Source organism: Synechocystis sp. PCC 7509 (genome assembly GCF_000332075.2).
Taxonomy (GTDB): domain Bacteria; phylum Cyanobacteriota; class Cyanobacteriia; order Cyanobacteriales; family Chroococcidiopsidaceae; genus Aliterella.
On record NZ_ALVU02000001.1, the window covers coordinates 480,319 to 497,776 of the forward strand.

The following is a 17,458-nucleotide window of genomic DNA, read 5'->3' on the forward strand; positions in this document are numbered from 1 at the left end:
TAGTATCCCGCACATTAATTTGTGCTAATAACAAATCTTTAAATAAGCTTGCTATTCCTGGCTTTGGGGCTGCTATTTGTAATTAGACTGCTATAACCTTGGGGCGATATTTAACGGATAAAACAATTTTTATCTGAACTCACTCCGGCATAATTTACAGTTAAACTAATCAATTTTGACCACGATCTAATAGTTTAGATGAAGATGAGTAAATTGACAACTCTAATTATCGGAAATTAGCACTGGTGGCGATCGCAATAAAAAGAACAAATCTTTAACGGGCTGCTTTTAATGCCATCGATAGAGATAATAAAAACATTAAGTATAGTTAACAACAAAAGTAATGGCGCTAATTACCACTGGCAAGCAACTGATTCGAGACTTGGAAAAATCGGGGGCGTTGGGTTTGTACGTACCGCCAGAGGGTGGTTACGAAGGACGCTATCAAAGGAGAGTTCGAGCGGCGGGTTATACAACCTTACTAATGACGGCACGTGGTTTGGGAGACTTGGCGGCTTATCTCACTGGAGTGCATGGAGTTCGCCCCGCTCATTTAGGTAAAAAAGATATTAGAGTTTATTACTTACCACCAATTGTTAACTACCATTTGGAAAATTTGCCGCCCAAGTCCAAAGGGCTAGTTTTGTGGATGATGGAAGGGCATTTGCTTTCTAACCAAGAAATAGAATATTTGGCTTCGTTACCACAACTAGAGCCAAGAGTGAAGATAGCGATTGAAAGAGGCGGCGATCGCTTCTTTCGTTGGATGCCGTTAAAAGAAACCTTAGAAGCGAGTTACAAAGCAGTATAGAGAGCTTTTATTTGGGTAATTCAGCATCAACGAGCGATCGCAAATCTGGGGGTAAAGTTTGCACAAGCCGAACTTGAGAAACATTTTGGGCGATCGCTCTTGTATAGTTAGCGCTTAAATAAGGTAAATATTGGGCATCATTGGCGACGTAAGCAGAGCTAAAAGCAACACTCAAGGCTCTCATATAGCGCCGAATTAAGTTAGGGTGAGCGCCGTAGATAGGAATAGGTAAGCTTATAGGAGAAGTAGCGGGGTCAGGTTCGGAAAGTGTAGAAAAGTGAGTTCCACCTTCTAGTAATACTAGATATTTTTTCTCGGTAGTTAACCAGCTAAAAGGGATAATTTGCTCGGATAAAGCTGGTGCAACCGTGTCATCGCTGCTACTGACAATCATTAAGGGAATGGAAATTTTACTGAGGCTTTCTTCCCCAAAAATGCTGTTACTCAAAGGATTAATAGCGATCGCGGCTTTAACTCGCAAGTCGCGCAAGTTGTACTGAGTTACAGGCAATTCTAAAGCCCGACATTGCAGAAGTAGAGATATATTCCAAGCATCAACGCGATTTTTACAGTCTTTTTGCAGTTGAGAGAAATTAATCGGAGCGCCAGCTAAAGCTAGTGCGGTATAACCGCCATAGGATTGTCCAATAACTCCTACTTGGTCTAAGTTAAGTTGGTAGGTGGAATCGTTTTGGTCAAGCAACTGGAGGCGATCGAGTAAATAAGTTACATCGTAAGGACGATTGATAAATTCGCTGGGTTCTTCGGCGGTGTTAACTCGTCCTGTTAGCAGATTTTGCACTCTTTCGGTATTGCTCCCAGGATGTTCGGGGACAGCGACAGCAAACCCATAGGAGACTAGGTGCGTAGCTAGATAAGCTAGAGTTGTGCGATCGCTTGCTAAACCATGAGAAATTACGATTACCGGGGCTGGGCGAGAAGTAACGGGGATGTAAAAATCGGCAATATAATTGCGATCGCGCCTTTTGTCGTTTAGGGTCAGCGTTTGTTTATTCCACTTAAAACGCCCATTGCTGCGGAGATCGGGTAATTGGGAAAAATCCGTTACTCCAGTATTAGCTTCAGTTTCCGATTGTTTGGCGATAGAAGCGATCGCGGTATTGGTGCGATTGATAATAGTTTCTACTTCCTCAGCAAGTTGCAGACTGCGGTTTAAATCTACCCGAATACTGTTGCTAGGAAAGTGGCGCAAAACATTTAATAATGTCAATCCTTCCTTATCGGCGGCGGCTAACACTAGAGCCGAGCGTAAGGCATAAACCCCCGTTTGTCGGGACTCTGTTTGAATAATTTGCCCAATTCTTTGTAGTAAATCTTCCCCTTGAGGGGTGTAAAAAAACTGAGAAATGGCGACGGGTTCTAAATTTACTCGCGTCATCAAAACTCGCCGCAACTGTTCCATTACCTGGGGTTCGGTATAATTGGCATAGGCGGCTAAATCGTCATTAATTATGCCTTTTTTGGCGTAAATTTCTAAAGCATCAACAGAAATTGAGCGCTCGAAAGCTGAATAAGAAACATAAATGCGTTGGGCGGCTATGGTGGGACGAGGTAAGGCGAAGGAAGGTATTAGTAGAGATATAGCGATCGCCAGGGTTTGGAATGCTTTGTGTTTGAGCATAATTAAATTTTCGGGGATGATTTACCTAAAGCGATCGCCATTGAGCCAGAAACTACCATTATCGCCCCAATTATTGCCAAAACTGTCAAATTTTCTGGTTTGACTAATTGGGGGGCAATTTTTGCACCTAAATCAACGGCGATAAAAGTCACAATGGGAGTTATAGCCCCCACTGCACTGATTTTTGAGGCTTGCCAATGTTCCAAAGCTTCAGCAAAAGCGCCGTAAGCTATAAGAGTATTTAATCCGCAAAATACTAAGGCGGCGAACTGGAAAGAACTTAAAGAGAAAATGAGTTGAGGTTTGGCGAGGGGCGTAAATAACAAGCTACAACCGCCATAAATAAATAGCATGATGCTAAAGGAAGAGAGTGTTTGCAGTAACTGCTTTTGTGCTAACGCATAGATTGCCCAAGCAACGGCGGCGATAACTAATAAACTGCTACCAATAAGATATTGTCTAGGCGCGGTTAAAAGATTATTTAGCTGTTCATGAAAAAAGACGCTAAAGCCAAGAGTTAGGACAGCAAAGCCTAACCATTGTTGTAAAGTATATTTTTCTTTAAAAAGGGCGATCGCCCCAATGCCAAAGGCTACCGGGGCGATTTGAATCAAAACTTCGGCGTTGTTGGCGGAAGTTTGGGCTAAACCTTGGACAAATAACAGGTAATTGATGGCGAGAAAGCAAGTGGCGATCGCCAGTAATTTAAAAGTAGGCGATCGCAGAGTAGAAATTTTTGGTAACTGGTGACGTACACCTAAATAAATTGCTAATAGTACAAAGGATAGTAAGAATCTAAACCAAGTCAAAGTATATACATCTAAGGCTTGGAGAACAATAGAGAGGGCTATAGGTAGTATTCCCCAGAGGAAAACAGCTAATAGAGTCAAGACTAATCCTAAGCGCCAGTTACCGGAATTTTGATGGAGTTGCATAAACGAACTTGGGCGCAGATTATTGGTTTAAAAGTTCTAGTAGCTGGGATTCTTCTAAGCAAGTAATGCCTAGTTTTTGAGCTTTGGTGAGTTTAGAACCTGCTTCAGCACCAACAACTAAGTAATCGGTCTTTTTGCTAACGGAATCCGTTACTTTTGCTCCAGTTTTTTCGATTAACTCTTTAACTTCTTCCCTTTTTAGCGTGGGTAAAGTTCCAGTAATTACAAAGGTTTTCCCTGTTAATGGAGTTATGGGAGTTTCTTTAACCTCGGCTTCTAGTTGCAAGCCTAAGTTTTGCAGCCGAGAAATTAAGGTTTGATTGGCTGGAATCCGAAACCATTGATGTACAGATCCGGCAATTTCTGCGCCAATGCCGTAAACTGCTGCTATATCGTGGATTTCTGCTTGTGATAATTGTTCGATAGAGGGGAATTGTTGGGTTAAAGTTTGAGCGTTGACGCTACCTACATGACGAATCCCTAAGCCGTATAATACCCGTGACCAAGGTTTTGTTTTGGAAAGGGCGATCGCATCTATTAGTTTTTCTGCTAACTTATTCCCCATCCGCTCTAAGGTTTGCAGCTTTTGGGTAGTCAATTCGTAAAGGTCTGCAACGGAGTGTACTAAGCCTCGTTCTACTAACTGATATCCTAGTTTTTCTCCCATCCCATTAATATCTAAAGCATCCCGGCTTACCCAGTGTTCTATAGCACCTTTAAGAATGGCGGGACAAGAAGCATTTACACACCTAGTTACAGCTTCGCCCAAAGTTCTCACTACTTTCTGGTGGCAAACTGGGCAATTAAGTGGCATTTCAAAAGCTTGGGTATCCGGTGGGCGTAATTCCCGCAATACGCGCAATACTTCGGGGATAATTTCGCCAGCTTTACGCACAATTACCGTATCGCCAATGCGGATATCTAACTCTTTCAGGCGATCGGCATTATGCAATGTAGCGCGAGAAACCGTTGTCCCGGCTAGTTGCACCGGACGCATATGAGCAAGGGGTGTTAACGCTCCCGTCCGTCCTACGTTGATAACAATGTTCTCAACGCGGGTAGGGGCTTCTTCGGCGGCATATTTGAGTGCGATCGCCCAACGGGGGAATTTTTGAGTAAATCCTAATTGCTCTTGCAAACTAAAGGAATTTAGTTTTACAACTACACCATCAGTCATGTAGGGCAAATTTAACCTTTCGGTATCCCAACGCTGGTAATATTCTGCAACTTCTTGGGATGTGGGGGATAAAGTTCGATTGGGATTGACTTTGAAACCCATTTTTTGCAATAGTTCCAAAGCTTCCCATTGAGTACGGGCAATACTTGTATCGTCTTGTCCTGGAATATGCAAGGTATAAGCAAAAAAGTCTAGTTTGCGTTTGGCGACAATTTTGGGATTTAGCTGGCGCAACGTACCAGCAGCAGCATTGCGCGGGTTGGCAAATAATTGTTCTCCGACGGTAAGTCTTTCTTGATTTATCTGTTGAAATACATCTAAAGGTAAAAATGCCTCCCCGCGAACTTCAACTAAAGGCGGACAATTTTCTAACTCTAACTTAAGGGGAATTGAGCGAATTGTCCGCACGTTTTGGGTGATATCTTCTCCAGTTACGCCATCTCCCCTAGTCACACCTCTAACTAATATGCCGTTTTCGTAACTTAAGGCTAAAGCCGAACCATCTATTTTGAGTTCGCAGACATACTCTGCTACTTTAATGCTAGGCGTTTGACGTTGAGTGCGTTTTTCCCAGTTTTGCAACTCCTCAATATTAAAAGCATTTTCTAGGCTATACAGAGGGATTCGGTGCTGTACAGATTTAAAACCCGTTGCAGGCTTTTCTCCTACTCGCGCTGTAGGACTATCGAGGGAGGCTAATTCGGGATACTGGGTTTCTAGTTGTTGCAATTCTCGGTATAAACTGTCGTATACCGCATCTTCCATAATCGGGTTGTCGAGGACGTAGTAAGCATAGCTGGCTTTTTGCAACAGACTTCGCAACTCACTGGCTCGCTGCTTGATTTCTAGGTTTGGGGATTCCACAGAGTCTCTCTTAATTTTGCCATCGACACCTATTTATCTTAGCTGTCGCTTTGACTTAGATAGTTTGAGAAGATGTTTTGAGATTGCGCAATGGGGAATAGGTAACAATTTTGGGGGAAGACAGGAGAGTTACAGAAAGGAAAAATCATCACACTTTTAGAAAAGCCAAAAATTAGGGCATAGCGCTCATTTGCTCTAAATTCAGCACTTGGGCTAATTCCTCCTCGCTCATCAAGTTGCGTTCTTGGACAATTTGCCGCAAAGATTTACCTGTTTCTAAGGATTCTTTCGCTACAGAAGCGGCGTTTAGATAGCCAATATGGGGGTTTAAAGCCGTAACTAAAGCAAGACTACCTTCAGCGTAACTGCGACAGCGATCGCTATTTGCAGTAATTCCCGTAATACAATTATCTGTCAGCGCAGCGATTGTATTACCCAATATCTCGATTGAGTGGATTAAATCGTAAGCAATTAAGGGCATCATGACATTTAATTCTAATTGTCCTGCTTGGGCGGCTAAAGAAATTGCATTGTCGTAGCCCATCACCTGAAAACATACCATTGCCGTCATTTCTGCCATTACGGGGTTGTATTTCCCTGGCATAATTGAAGAACCTGGTTGTACGGGTGGCAATTGAATTTCTTTTAATCCCGTTTTTGGGCCAGAATCCATTAACCGCAAATCGTGGGAAATTTTCACCAAATCTTGAGCTAAGTTACGAATTGCTCCCGAAACGTTGACAAAAGGGGCCATACTTTGCATTGCCGCCATCATGTGGGGGGCGCTTTGCAACGGAAAATTGAGTAATTCGGATAATACTTCAGCAACGCGCACTTTATAGTCAGGATGAGTATTTAACCCTGTACCTGCGGCACTGCCTCCTAATCCTAGCCGGGTTAAATCTGTTTGTGCCAATTCTAGGCGGGTTTTGTGTTCGGTAAGAATTTGCGCCCAAGCGCGGAAACTTTCGCCTAATCTGACGGGAACAGCGTCTTGTAAGTGAGTTCTACCCGATTTGACTATATCCTTAAATTCTTCAGCTTTAAGATTTAAGGAGGCGATCGCTTTATCCAAAGCTGGGTACAAAGTGCGCCTCAATGACAATAATCCACCAATTCTAATCGCTGTAGGGATTACATCGTTTGTAGACTGTCCGTAATTGACATGATCGTTGGGGCTAACTCTTTGATAATTGCCCTTTTCGTCCCCCAAAATTTCTAAGGCGCGATTGCTCAACACTTCGTTTACATTCATGTGGTGAGAAGTACCCGCCCCAGCTTGATAAATATCTACCACAAATTGATCGCGCAAATCCCCCTTAAGTATCTCCTCCGTCGCTTGGATAATTGCCTCAGCAACATCTTGAGGTATACAGCCAAGTTCAGCGTTTACAAGGGCTGTAGCTTTTTTGATTGTGACACAGGCATCTATATAAGTAGCTAAAGGTTTAATGCCACTAATCGGAAAATTCTCTATGGCGCGTAGTGTCTGAATGCCGTAATAAGCATTGCTTGGAATTTGCCGTTCGCCCATCGAATCGCGTTCGATACGAAACTCAATACTTTGTTGATCGATCTTGGTCATTTTTTGGGAACTTTAAATATAAAATCAGTCTTAGGTATGATGCTAAATATTATGATAATAACTCTCAGTTTAGAAGCAGAATTTCTATTTCACCAAGGAGTACATCAAGTTAAGGCAGAAAAGTACGAAGCAGCGATCGCTTGTTTTACTCGCGCCTTGAGATATAAACCCGATTATAGCGAGGCTTTGTCGCAACGAGGTTTTGCTTTGGGTAGTTTAGGACGACACGAGGATGCGATCGCAAGTTTTGATAAAGCTTTAATGATTCGTCCCGATGCTTGCTGGCTGTGGCATAATCGCGGCATAGCTTTAGGTAAGTTGGGGCGCTATATTGAGGCAATTAATAGCTTCGATCGCGCCTTAGAATTTAATCCTGATAGTTCTACAGTGTGGCACAATCGCGGCATTACTTGGAGTGATTATGGTGTTTTTGAGAAAGCTATTGCTAGTTTTGATCGGGCTTTAAAATTGCAACCAAACGCTTATTGGGCATGGTACAACCGGGGTACAGCTTTAAGACAGTTGCAGCGTGGCGAAGAAGCCCTAAATAGTTTCGATCGCTCGATTGAATTTAAACCTGATGGCTTCCTTCCTTGGTATCACCGAGGTTTAATTTTAAGCGATTGGGGAAAACATGAAAACGCTGTAGCTAGTTTTCACCGGGCGTTAGAAATTCAGCCAGATTGCAATCGTACTTGGTACAATTTGGGGTTGAACTTGGGAAAAATTAAACGCTACGAAGATGCGATCGCAGCTTTTGATCGAGTGCTAGAGTTGAAACCTGATGATTATTGGGGATGGTATCACCGAGGAGTTGCTTTAGAGCAGGTGGGGAGACAAGAGGAGGCGGATATTAGCCATAATAAGGCGATCGCAATTCAGGCTCAACAACAGTTAGAAAATGGGTAATGGGTAAATTCTAGGAAAATAATCTAGCTATCCATCAAAAATAGCCGCGCGGGATCTAAATATACAAGCCAGGGAAAAGGGCGATCTTTTAAAGCCGCCCACTTTTCTTTAAACACTTCTGCTTGCAGATGATAATCGTTAAGTTGAGTGGGTGGCTGGTGTAGTTTGAGATATATTGTCATGCGGTGGGGTGTTTCGCTCGTTTGCACAACCCAGCAAGGAAATGTGTTTTCTGTCAGGGTATCTCTAAAACTTATTTGATGGGCGCGAATCCCTATATGTACTGGGTTAGAGATAGTTTCTATCACCTGCAAAGTACAATCCCAATCTATGGCGCGTACTTGTTGGGATGATATAACTTGAGCGCGAGAGAAATTTTTGCATCCGGTAATTTGAGCGGTGGTAAAGGTTTGGGGATGCTCAAAAATGCTTTCTTTACTTCCGGAAGCAACCGTTTTACCTTCTGAAAGTACCAAAAGATTTTTACAAACTCGATAAGCTTCTTCTAAATTGTGGGTGACAAATAGCGTTACACCTTGGTAGTTGCTAACAATAGAAATTAGCTGTTTTTCTAGTTGGCTACGCAGGTGAGTATCTAAAGCCGAAAAAGGCTCATCTAATAAAAGTACCTCCGGTTGTACTGCTAAAGCCCTCGCTAAGGCTACTCGCTGCTGTTGTCCCCCCGATAAGTTTTTGGGATGGCGTGTTGGTAATCCTTGGAGGTGCATGAGGGTTATTAGTTCGTTTACGCGCCGATTTCGTTCTTGAGGGGACAAGTGTTTTAGCCCAAAAGCAATGTTTTGAGCAACGTTTAGGTGGGGAAACAAGGCATAATTTTGAAAGACAAAACCAATATTGCGATCGCGTATAGGTAAGTTAATTTGTTTTTGCTTGTCAAATAGCACTCGTCCATTTAGTACAATGCAACCACTATTAGGCTTTTCTAACCCCGCAATGCAGCGCAAAATCATACTTTTACCTGCTCCTGAAGCGCCTAATAATCCGAGCGGATAATTATCGATAGTGAAGTTAGTTATTAGATTATAGTTAGGCAAATATTTTTGAATATTTACAAGTAAATTATTTTTGGTTCTCTTGAAATTAGTTATTGGGAGACTTAGATAATGTTCATTTCTTTGCTGGTAAGAAGTTTCTTGTATCTGTGGTAAATCTGACCAATAATTTAAGCCAAACGTTGCTCCTAGGGAAATTGCCACAATTACTAATACCCACACCAAAGCATTATCTATTTCTCCACCTTCGGCGGCAAAAAATATAGCAACGGGGATAGTTTGAGTTTCTCCAGGAATATTCCCCGCCAACATTAAAGTTGCCCCGAATTCGCCCAAAGCACGAGCAAAAGTCAAAATAGTTCCGGCAATAATTCCCGACTTACTTAGGGGTAAAGTAACTTCCCAAAAAACCCGCCACTCTGATGCGCCTAGCGTTCGCGCTGCTGCAAGTAAATTTGCATCTATTTGTTTAAATGTTCCTAACGCTGTTTTATACATTAAGGGAAAAGCAACTACAATAGCAGCAATTACCGTTGCATACCAAGTAAAAATTACTGTAGTTCCTAATAGTTGGAGTAATTGCCCAATTCCATTTTTACCTAGTATTAATAGTAAGAAAAACCCTACTACAGTAGGAGGTAAAACTAAAGGTAGCGTAAGCAATCCGTCTATTAAGTTTTTACATTTACCGTGATAGTTAAATATCCACCAAGCTGTAGCAATTCCTAGAAAAAAAGTAATTATTGTGGCAGTTAAAGTAGTTTTAAGAGATATCCAAAGCGGAGAAAAGTCTAGCATTTATAGTTTTTTAAAACCATATTTTTGATAAATACTAATAGCTTCTTTACTTAACAAAAAATCTGTAAAACTCCTAGCTTGAGAAACATTTTTGCTACTTTGAATAACAGCGATGGGATAAATTACCGGAGAATGAGATTTTGCGGAAGCCGTTGCAATAACTTTAACTAATTTTGATTGTTTAGCATCAGTAACATAAACAATACCTGCATCAACATTTTCTGTTTCTACATAACTTAAAACCTGACGAACATCTTTAGCAAAAATAAACTTTTTTTTAGTAGCTTCAAGGATGTTTAAATAACTTAGAACTTCTTGAGCATATTTTCCCGCAGGTACGCTACTGGGTTCGCCAAGAGCAATTTTTGTAATGCGATCGCTCTGTAAATCTGTAAAGCTAGAAATATCTTGAGTATTCTTTGGTACAATCAACACAATTTGATTGCCTAACAGATTTTTTCGAGTATTTGCAACTAATAATTTTTTGCTTTCTAAAGCATTCATTTGTTTAGCCGCAGCAGAAATAAATATATCTACATTCGCGCCTTGTTCAATTTGTTGCTGTAAAGCTCCCGAAGCGCCAAAATTATAGATAATTTTTACGTCTGGCTGTAACTTAGCATATTCCTGTTTTACTTCTTCTAGTACATTTCGCAAACTCGCCGCCGCCGATACTGTTAAAGAGTTTGATTGATTGGTAGTACAGCTTAGGAGTAAGATCAATAGTAATGCGATAGCACTTAAACGTAAACTTAATTTTTGTAGCATTATTCTTTAATCGCAACTATCCGCAAACGTCGGTAATCTGCAAACCACGTACCATTTTTATATAATGTTGGACGCAATTGTGATTCTACATTAGCTAAAATTCTGGTTTGCGCCTCTTCAGCAAAAGCAACTAATACACTATTTCTAAACATTTTCAGCCAATTACCTATTCCGTTTTCTCCATCTAAAGGAGTAGAACGAGCAAATAATGTCGCAAAAGTCAACTCAAAACCTTGCTTTTCTAATAAAATTCCATATTCGGCAATACTCGGAAAATAGTTAGGATTTACCACTTCCTTAAATGCAGAATCTTCCGTACAAATTGCGTTATTTAGTGCAGTTTGGATTAAGTTAATGTTTCCTTTTCCGCCAAATTCTGCAACAAAACGTCCTTTTGGTTTTAAAGATTGCCAAACACCTGTAATAACTTTTTCTGGTTGCTTAATCCAGTGCAGCACAGCATTAGAAAAAACTGCATCAAATTCTTCTGTAAATTCTAAGTTTGTTGCGTCCATGACTGCAAATTGTAAATTAAGGTAATTTTCCTTTGCTTGCAAAATCATTGTTTCCGCACTATCAATACCTAAAACTTCCGCACCATAACTTGCAATTTCTTGAGTCAGGTGTCCCGTACCACAACCAATATCTAGTATGCGCTCTCCTGCTTTTGGCGACAGTAATTCTACTAAATCGGTAGCCAATTGTGAGACAAACTTATGCTTACTATCGTATAAGCTGGCATTCCATTGTTGGGCGTTACTATTCATGTTGTTCTACGGGTACAAACCTAATTTATGTATATCAGAGATGCGGTGGAAGCTGATTTAAGTGCGATCGTTTCTATCTATAATGCTTCTATCCCTGGTCGTCTAGCAACGGCGGACTTAAACCCCGTCTCGGTGGAAAGTCGCCTGGAGTGGTTTTATCAGCATTCTTCTACGCTGCGCCCAATTTGGGTAATGGAAACAGATAAACTTATTTTAGGATGGTTGAGTTTTCAATCGTTTTACGGACGACCAGCCTACCAAGCAACGGCGGAAATTAGTATTTATGTCTCGCCTACCCACCAACGCCAGCGCGTGGCGTACAAGTTGCTTACGCAAGCAGTTGCTCATAGTCCCAGCTTAGGATTAAAAACTTTGCTAGGTTTTATTTTTGCCCACAATCAGCCCAGCATAAAGTTGTTTGAGCGATTTGGCTTTCAAACTTGGGGATATTTGCCTCAAGTAGCAAAGTTAGACATAATTGAGCGCGATTTATTAATTATGGGGCTTAAAATAACTTAAGATAACTTAATAGAAGTTTTCTTTAAACTGACTGCCTGTTGTGAGTAATGGCTGGGAGCAAAACTCCTAAGCTTTAACTTGCGGTGAATCTGCTTCGAGACGCTTCTGCCACAGCCAATTTTATCAGCAAGTGACTTTAAAACAGTGCTTGCTCAAGGTGTTTTTTAGGTATTCATGACTACATCAGCAATCAATGTTTCGACCTTACCATCTAGGTCAGATTTAACTCTCAAAGATATTATCAAAACTTTACCAAAAGAGTGTTTTCAGCAAAATCAGCGCAAAGCTTGGTCTAGAGCGCTTATAAACGTGCTGATGGTGGGCTTAGGCTACGTTGGACTTGCCTTTGCACCTTGGTATTTCTTGCCTTTATTATGGGTATTTACAGGTACGGGGTTAACAGGATTTTTTGTAATTGCTCACGATTGCGGACATCGTTCTTTTGCAAAACGCCGTTGGGTGAACGATTTAGTAGGGCATATATTTATGATGCCGCTAATTTACCCTTTTCACGGCTGGCGAATTAAGCATAACCATCACCATGCTTACACCAATCACCTCGAACAAGATAACGCTTGGCGACCAATTACCCCGGAAAAATACGAAGGTTGGGGAAGTTTTAGACAATCAGTATTTCAAGGCTTTGCTAAAAATCGTTTTTGGTGGGTAGGTTCTATTGCTCATTGGGCAATAACTCACTTTGATTTGTCCAAATATCAGCCCAAAGAACGCTCTTATATTAAGCTTTCTGTTGCCGTTGTAGTAGTTTTTGCCGCGATCGCATTTCCATTATTAATTGCTACTACAGGTCTTTGGGGTGTAGTCAAATTTTGGTTAATGCCTTGGTTAGTTTATCATTTTTGGATGAGTACCTTTACGTATTTTCACCATACAGCGTCCGATGTAAGGTTTGAAGAAGATAGTAAATGGCAAGCTGCGATCGCCCAATTATCGGGTACAATTCACTGCAACTATCCAAACTGGGTAGAATTTCTTTGTCACGATATCAACGTCCACGTACCTCACCATATTTCTACAGCAATTCCCTCTTACAACTTGCGGTTAGCTTATCAAAGTCTTCAAGAAAATTGGGCGGCGTATTTGCATGATGAGTGTAAGTTTTCTTGGGCGCTGATCAAAGACGTTACCGATAAATGTCATCTCTACGATGAAAAAGATTGTTATCAATCCTTTTCGGAGTATCAGCAATCTAAGCAATTAATGTAGCGAATTTGTTGTAGGGGCGTAATGCCTTGCGCCCCTGCATTAATGTTTATAAATTAGGCTGTGGGGAGAATAATCCGCCCAACATTATCGAATCACCGTGTTTTCACGTAGTTAAAATATGTAAACAGTAAATGTTTACGCGATCGCGCGGTTTAATCTTCCCAATCATCTAAGCATAGTGAGGACATACACTAAATAAAATAAAAATTAAAACTATGTCAGTAACCACACGCCCAGAACTCGGAGAATTTAGTAGTATTGTTTGTCTAAAATCCCTAATTGTGGGAGTAGAAGAAACTTTAGGCGCAAAAGCAACAGAAATAGCCTTAATAAATGCTGGTCGTTCTCGTGGTAAAAAACTTGCTGAAGATTTAGGATTAATCGGCTCATCGGAAAGTTTGAGCGAGGTAGCTCAAAAAATGGGTCAAGCTTTAGGTAAAAATGGCACTCGCCTTTGCAAAATTGACAAAATCGTTCAAGAAGGCGAAATTATCAAAGTTTACACATCAGAAACAGTATGTTCGGCGGGAGAACCCCAAGGATCGCCTCGTAAGTGTACTTTTACATTGGGTGCAGTTTGGGGCGCACTAGAGTACATATTAAAGAAAAGATTGGATGGCAAACACACTGAATCTGTTCTCCGAGGTGGCAAACACGATGTGTTTGAATTTACTACTAAATGGGCAATAAACGTTTAAGCCTCAATTTGTCTAACTACTGTTGAAGCCGAATAACTAGCTCCGGCGGTCCCTTCCCCAGGATGAGTGGAATCGCCCACTAACCATAGATGCTTAATCGGGGTGCGATTAGCAAAACCAAAAGGGCCAAAAGTAGGTACTCTTTGCCCAATTCCCCCCACAATTCCTAAATCACGGGCTGTATAACGAGCAAAAGTACGGGGGGTTGCAGCTTCTTGAAAAGTAATTGTTTCGGGGATGAGGTGGAAAAAGTTTGATAGGTGCGCGATCGCATTTTTCGTATATTCTTGCTTCATTGCTTCGTAATCTCCACTCCACCAAGGGTTAGGATCGACAAAAGAAGACGCGATAATTGTTGCAAATCCATCGGGTGCGCGTCCATCGCCGGGATGACTAACGGAGACAAACAAAGAATTATTTTCGCCAATAACTCCTTCTGAGTCGTAGAGAAATTGCAAGTGTGGCGGACAATTAGCCGGAATCGCCTCTTGTTTTACACCCAAATACACCACAAAAGCCCCCGATGCTTGGGGGAGTTTTTCTACTCGGCGAGTGTAGCCTTTAGGTGCATTTTCCCCTAATAATTGCACCAAGTTCTGCACCGTAACATTAGCAATTATTTCATCGGCTATTTGCGTCCAAACTTCACCATTTTTTTGATTGCGAATAACTACACCCGTAGGTTTACCATCTTTTAATTGGATGCTTTCAACGGTATGACGCATCAACAATTTACCGCCATCTCGTTCTAAAGCTTTTACTAATAAGTCGCTCAATACCTGCATACTACCTTGCAAGTGAAACAATCCTTGAGGCAATTGGGAGACATTCAAAGCCGTTGCAGCGTAAAGTAATGCTGTTTCTTCCGTGTCTACTTGAGAATAAAGCTTGAGTTGCAAATCTAAAAAAGTCCGCAAACGGCGATCGCTCTCTAGTCCATAGCCCCGCAGCGCATCTCCTACGGTCATCAATGTATAGGGCAAGGTAATCAGCGTACCAGGGCGTACAGCCTGCATTAGCTGCCACAAATCCCACAAATTGCGGGGAGGTAGTACCGGATCGCGTGCTTGAAACGCCCAACTAGCTTGAAATAAATCTTCTAACAATTTCCAAAAGTCTTGACTACCAGGAAACTGTCTTAACCTTTCTTGTTGCCACTTTTCCGGATTTCTCCATACATTAATTGGTTTGCTTTCCCCTGGCAAATATACCGCACAAGCTGGATCGCAGGGCGTAGAAGCGGGTAAATCTATCTCTAATTCTGAAAATATCCGATGATGAATCCCCCCAGGTTCTAAACCCGCTACTTGAGTTGCACCCACATCAAAGGTAAATCCTTGGCGTTTAAAGGTAGAAGCGCAACCCCCCGGAACTATAGCTTGATCTAAAATTATCACTTCATAGCCGCGATGTGCGAGTAATGCCCCCGCCGTTAAACCGCCAATTCCCGCCCCAATAACGACAATGCGGGATTTATTACTTTTTGCTGGGCTAGGCATAGATGAATAATGAAAGCGTACTATATAAAACTTAACATTTTCTAGAAAAGTGCTGAGAAGTGCGATCGCCTTTGGTAAAAATTTGTTTTGTAGTGTTAATTTTGCTTAGTCTAGGCAGACTAAGTTTGAGCAATTAGTTAAGCCTTCAAGACATGAATCAAAACCCAGAACAGCAAGCGCGCGATCGCACACCCAAAAATACAAGCATTAAGTTGTTAAAAAGCGATCGCCCAAACACTTCAAACTTTACTACAGAATTTTTATGACTCACAATCCTTTGTTGATAGAAAAAATTGGATTAGCGATCGCTTTGAGGTGGGGATGCTTTTTCACTTCTTGTTTAGCAACTCATCAAGTCCGTTGAGGATCAATTCAAGTCCAAACTCAAAATCATGAATACCGTCATAATGACCTCCAATGATTTGATGGGTAAGTTGATTGAGGTAAGGGTACTCCTGAGCGGGGATGAGTGGAAGCCCTTTCTGCGCCGCTTCGGAATATTCCGCTTCCTCAAAGGGAAAGTTTAGTTCCTGAAGCGTAAAGCCATAGATATGACTGTCGATGGCATTCCAAGCACGATCTGCCATCTCGAAGGAAAAGCCCGCTTTGTGCAAACAACCTAGCGTTGCGTTTACATAGCGCAACATCGCCGCTCCCACATTAACCCGTGAAACGATCAGCATCGTAGACCAAGGGTGACGCAAAAGCATCTCATGGGCGGAGTTCGCTCGCCGTCGCATTGCCAACTTCCAGTCAATTTCAAGGTTAGGAAGATCAATTTCAGCGATCGCCAGGTCCACAATGCCATCTAGCACGTCGTCCTTGTTCGCTACGTGGTTGTACAGCGACATCGCCTTAACTCCAAGTTCCTCCGCCAACTTCCGCATTGAGAGCGCCTCAATGCCCCCCTCGTCAGCCAAATAGAGTGCAGCGTCTAGTACCCGCTCCCGACTCAACGGGACTGGGGACGCAGTATCGGGTTTGCTCGTCTTAGCCATCTAACCTTTCTCACATCAACTTTTAACATCCAAACCAAGCCTAGTTCTGGGGCTTAGTTCGCTTTTCATCTTGACAAACTTACGCCGTAAGTTATGCTTGCAGTGTAAGTCAAAATGGTGCAGGCTCACTCCTGAGTCAGTATTCTGCCCAATTGGAGAGAAGGCTATGAAAACATCGAATGCCCTCACCCCTGCCCAAGGGGATAACAAAGAGAATGGCAAAATGAAAGCGATCGTTCAGACCGAATACGGTTCAACGGATGTATTGAGTTTGCAAGAAGTTGACAAGCCTGTAGTAACAGATAATGGCGTGTTGGTGCGGGTTTATGCTGCGTCCGTCAATGCCGGGGACTGGCATTTGATGCGAGGAACTCCATTTTTCAGCCGCCTTCTTTTTGGGGGGCTACTCAAGCCAAAGATTGCGATCCTCGGCTCTGATATGGCAGGACGGGTTGAAGCTGTTGGCAAAGATGTCACGCAATTTAAGCCTGGTGATGAGGTCTTTGGGGATTTGTCTGAGTGTGGTTTTGGGGCATTTGCCGAGTACGTCTGTGTTATAGAAACGGCATTGGTGCTAAAACCAACCAATGCCTCCTTTGAAGAAGCTGCAACTGTTCCGGGATCGGCTCTTGCCGCTTTGCAGGGTTTACGGGATTTTGGGCAACTTCAGCCAGGGCAGAAGGTGTTAATCAATGGTGCCTCCGGTGGGGTGGGGTCGTTTGCGGTGCAAATTGCCAAAACCTTTGGCGCTGAAGTGACTGCCCTATGCAGTCCGAAAAAAATGAACATGGTGCGATCTCTTGGTGCAGACTATGTTGTTGACTATACAAAAACAAATATTACCAAAAATGAGCAGCGTTATGACCTCATACTTGATATGGCAGCCTACCGTTCAGTGTTTGACTATTTGCCACTATTAACCACCGAGGGAACTTACCTTTTAGTCGGCGGATCTGCTGCTCAATTTCTCCAGATGATGTTTCTTGGCGATTGGATTTCGAGAATTAGTCGCCGGAAAGTAAAATATCTAGCCTGCAAACCAAATCAACAGGATCTCCTCACGTTGAAAGAATTGATCGTGGCAGGGAAAATCGTCCCCTTTATCGACCAGTGCTACAACCTTAGTGAAGTCCCCGCAGCAATTCGTCACCTCGAACAGAGGCAGGTAATGGGGAAAGTCGCCATTCGGGTTTGACCTCTAGTATCTCGTCTTTTTATAGGAAGTCAGCGTTCAGATTTTCTAGCTTT

The 17,458-nt window shown here is 42.2% G+C and carries 15 protein-coding genes; 6 read left to right on the forward strand and 9 right to left on the reverse strand.

All coding sequences use genetic code 11. From position 1 onward, the window contains the following. Positions 1-343: 343 nt before the first annotated feature. Positions 344-811 carry an NAD(P)H-quinone oxidoreductase subunit N gene (gene ndhN, locus SYN7509_RS0202520; RefSeq protein ID WP_009634257.1) on the forward strand — a complete coding sequence of 156 codons (468 nt, stop codon included), beginning with the start codon at positions 344-346 and terminating at the stop codon, positions 809-811. A gap of 7 nt (positions 812-818) precedes the next feature. On the opposite strand, the gene SYN7509_RS0202525 is transcribed toward ndhN, so the two are convergent. The 4 genes from SYN7509_RS0202525 to SYN7509_RS0202540 form a co-directional block, all read right to left on the reverse strand. Next, the gene (locus SYN7509_RS0202525) at positions 819-2,453 is read right to left on the reverse strand and encodes an alpha/beta hydrolase (RefSeq protein WP_009634258.1); all 1,635 of its coding nucleotides are present in this window, start codon (positions 2,451-2,453) and stop codon (positions 819-821) included. A gap of 2 nt (positions 2,454-2,455) precedes the next feature. Continuing rightward, positions 2,456-3,388: a DMT family transporter gene (locus tag SYN7509_RS0202530; RefSeq protein ID WP_009634259.1), complete on the reverse strand. Its 933-nt coding sequence runs from the start codon at positions 3,386-3,388 to the stop codon at positions 2,456-2,458. A gap of 19 nt (positions 3,389-3,407) precedes the next feature. Continuing rightward, positions 3,408-5,429, reverse strand: a complete 2,022-nt coding sequence (gene ligA, locus SYN7509_RS0202535; protein WP_009634260.1) for an NAD-dependent DNA ligase LigA — start codon at positions 5,427-5,429, stop codon at positions 3,408-3,410. 172 nt (positions 5,430-5,601) lie between these two features. Then, a complete protein-coding gene (locus tag SYN7509_RS0202540; RefSeq protein ID WP_009634261.1) occupies positions 5,602-7,014 on the reverse strand; it encodes an aspartate ammonia-lyase in 1,413 nt (470 codons plus the stop codon). 51 nt (positions 7,015-7,065) lie between these two features. Between SYN7509_RS0202540 and SYN7509_RS0202545 the strand changes: the two genes are divergently transcribed. Further along, positions 7,066-7,923 (forward strand): tetratricopeptide repeat protein, encoded by an 858-nt coding sequence (locus SYN7509_RS0202545; protein WP_051482542.1) that lies wholly within the window; start codon positions 7,066-7,068, stop codon positions 7,921-7,923. Positions 7,924-7,946: 23 nt separating this feature from the next. On the opposite strand, the gene modB is transcribed toward SYN7509_RS0202545, so the two are convergent. Genes modB through SYN7509_RS0202560 form a run of 3 tightly spaced genes read right to left on the reverse strand, consistent with a single transcriptional unit; the run spans position 7,947 to position 11,269 of the window. Next, complete coding sequence (modB, locus tag SYN7509_RS0202550) at positions 7,947-9,734, reverse strand: molybdate ABC transporter permease subunit (protein ID WP_009634263.1); 1,788 nt, start codon at positions 9,732-9,734, stop codon at positions 7,947-7,949. Next, entirely contained in the window at positions 9,735-10,502 is a 768-nt protein-coding gene (modA, locus tag SYN7509_RS0202555) for a molybdate ABC transporter substrate-binding protein (RefSeq protein ID WP_009634264.1), read from the reverse strand. It abuts the gene before it with no gap. Further along, positions 10,502-11,269, reverse strand: coding sequence for a class I SAM-dependent methyltransferase (locus tag SYN7509_RS0202560; RefSeq protein WP_009634265.1), 768 nt, complete (start codon positions 11,267-11,269; stop codon positions 10,502-10,504). The genes modA and SYN7509_RS0202560 overlap by 1 nt, the downstream gene beginning before the upstream one ends. A gap of 27 nt (positions 11,270-11,296) precedes the next feature. Between SYN7509_RS0202560 and SYN7509_RS0202565 the strand changes: the two genes are divergently transcribed. From SYN7509_RS0202565 to SYN7509_RS0202575, 3 genes are all read left to right on the forward strand, one after another. After that, positions 11,297-11,788 (forward strand): GNAT family N-acetyltransferase, encoded by a 492-nt coding sequence (locus tag SYN7509_RS0202565; protein WP_009634266.1) that lies wholly within the window; start codon positions 11,297-11,299, stop codon positions 11,786-11,788. A 174-nt stretch (positions 11,789-11,962) separates the two neighbouring features. Beyond that, on the forward strand, positions 11,963-13,015 hold the full coding sequence (locus SYN7509_RS0202570; RefSeq protein ID WP_009634267.1) for a fatty acid desaturase: 1,053 nt from the start codon (positions 11,963-11,965) through the stop codon (positions 13,013-13,015). 215 nt (positions 13,016-13,230) lie between these two features. Then, positions 13,231-13,713 carry a hypothetical protein gene (locus tag SYN7509_RS0202575; RefSeq protein WP_009634268.1) on the forward strand — a complete coding sequence of 161 codons (483 nt, stop codon included), beginning with the start codon at positions 13,231-13,233 and terminating at the stop codon, positions 13,711-13,713. On the opposite strand, the gene crtD is transcribed toward SYN7509_RS0202575, so the two are convergent. Next, on the reverse strand, positions 13,710-15,212 hold the full coding sequence (gene crtD / locus SYN7509_RS0202580) for a C-3',4' desaturase CrtD (RefSeq protein WP_009634269.1): 1,503 nt from the start codon (positions 15,210-15,212) through the stop codon (positions 13,710-13,712). The two genes, SYN7509_RS0202575 and crtD, sit on opposite strands and share 4 nt — an antisense overlap. Before the next feature lie 329 nt (positions 15,213-15,541). Continuing rightward, on the reverse strand, positions 15,542-16,210 hold the full coding sequence (locus tag SYN7509_RS0202590) for a TetR/AcrR family transcriptional regulator C-terminal domain-containing protein (RefSeq protein ID WP_009634270.1): 669 nt from the start codon (positions 16,208-16,210) through the stop codon (positions 15,542-15,544). 166 nt (positions 16,211-16,376) lie between these two features. On the opposite strand from SYN7509_RS0202590, the gene SYN7509_RS0202595 reads away from it, so the two are divergent. After that, on the forward strand, positions 16,377-17,405 hold the full coding sequence (locus SYN7509_RS0202595) for an NAD(P)-dependent alcohol dehydrogenase (RefSeq protein ID WP_009634271.1): 1,029 nt from the start codon (positions 16,377-16,379) through the stop codon (positions 17,403-17,405). Positions 17,406-17,458: the final 53 nt, after the last annotated feature.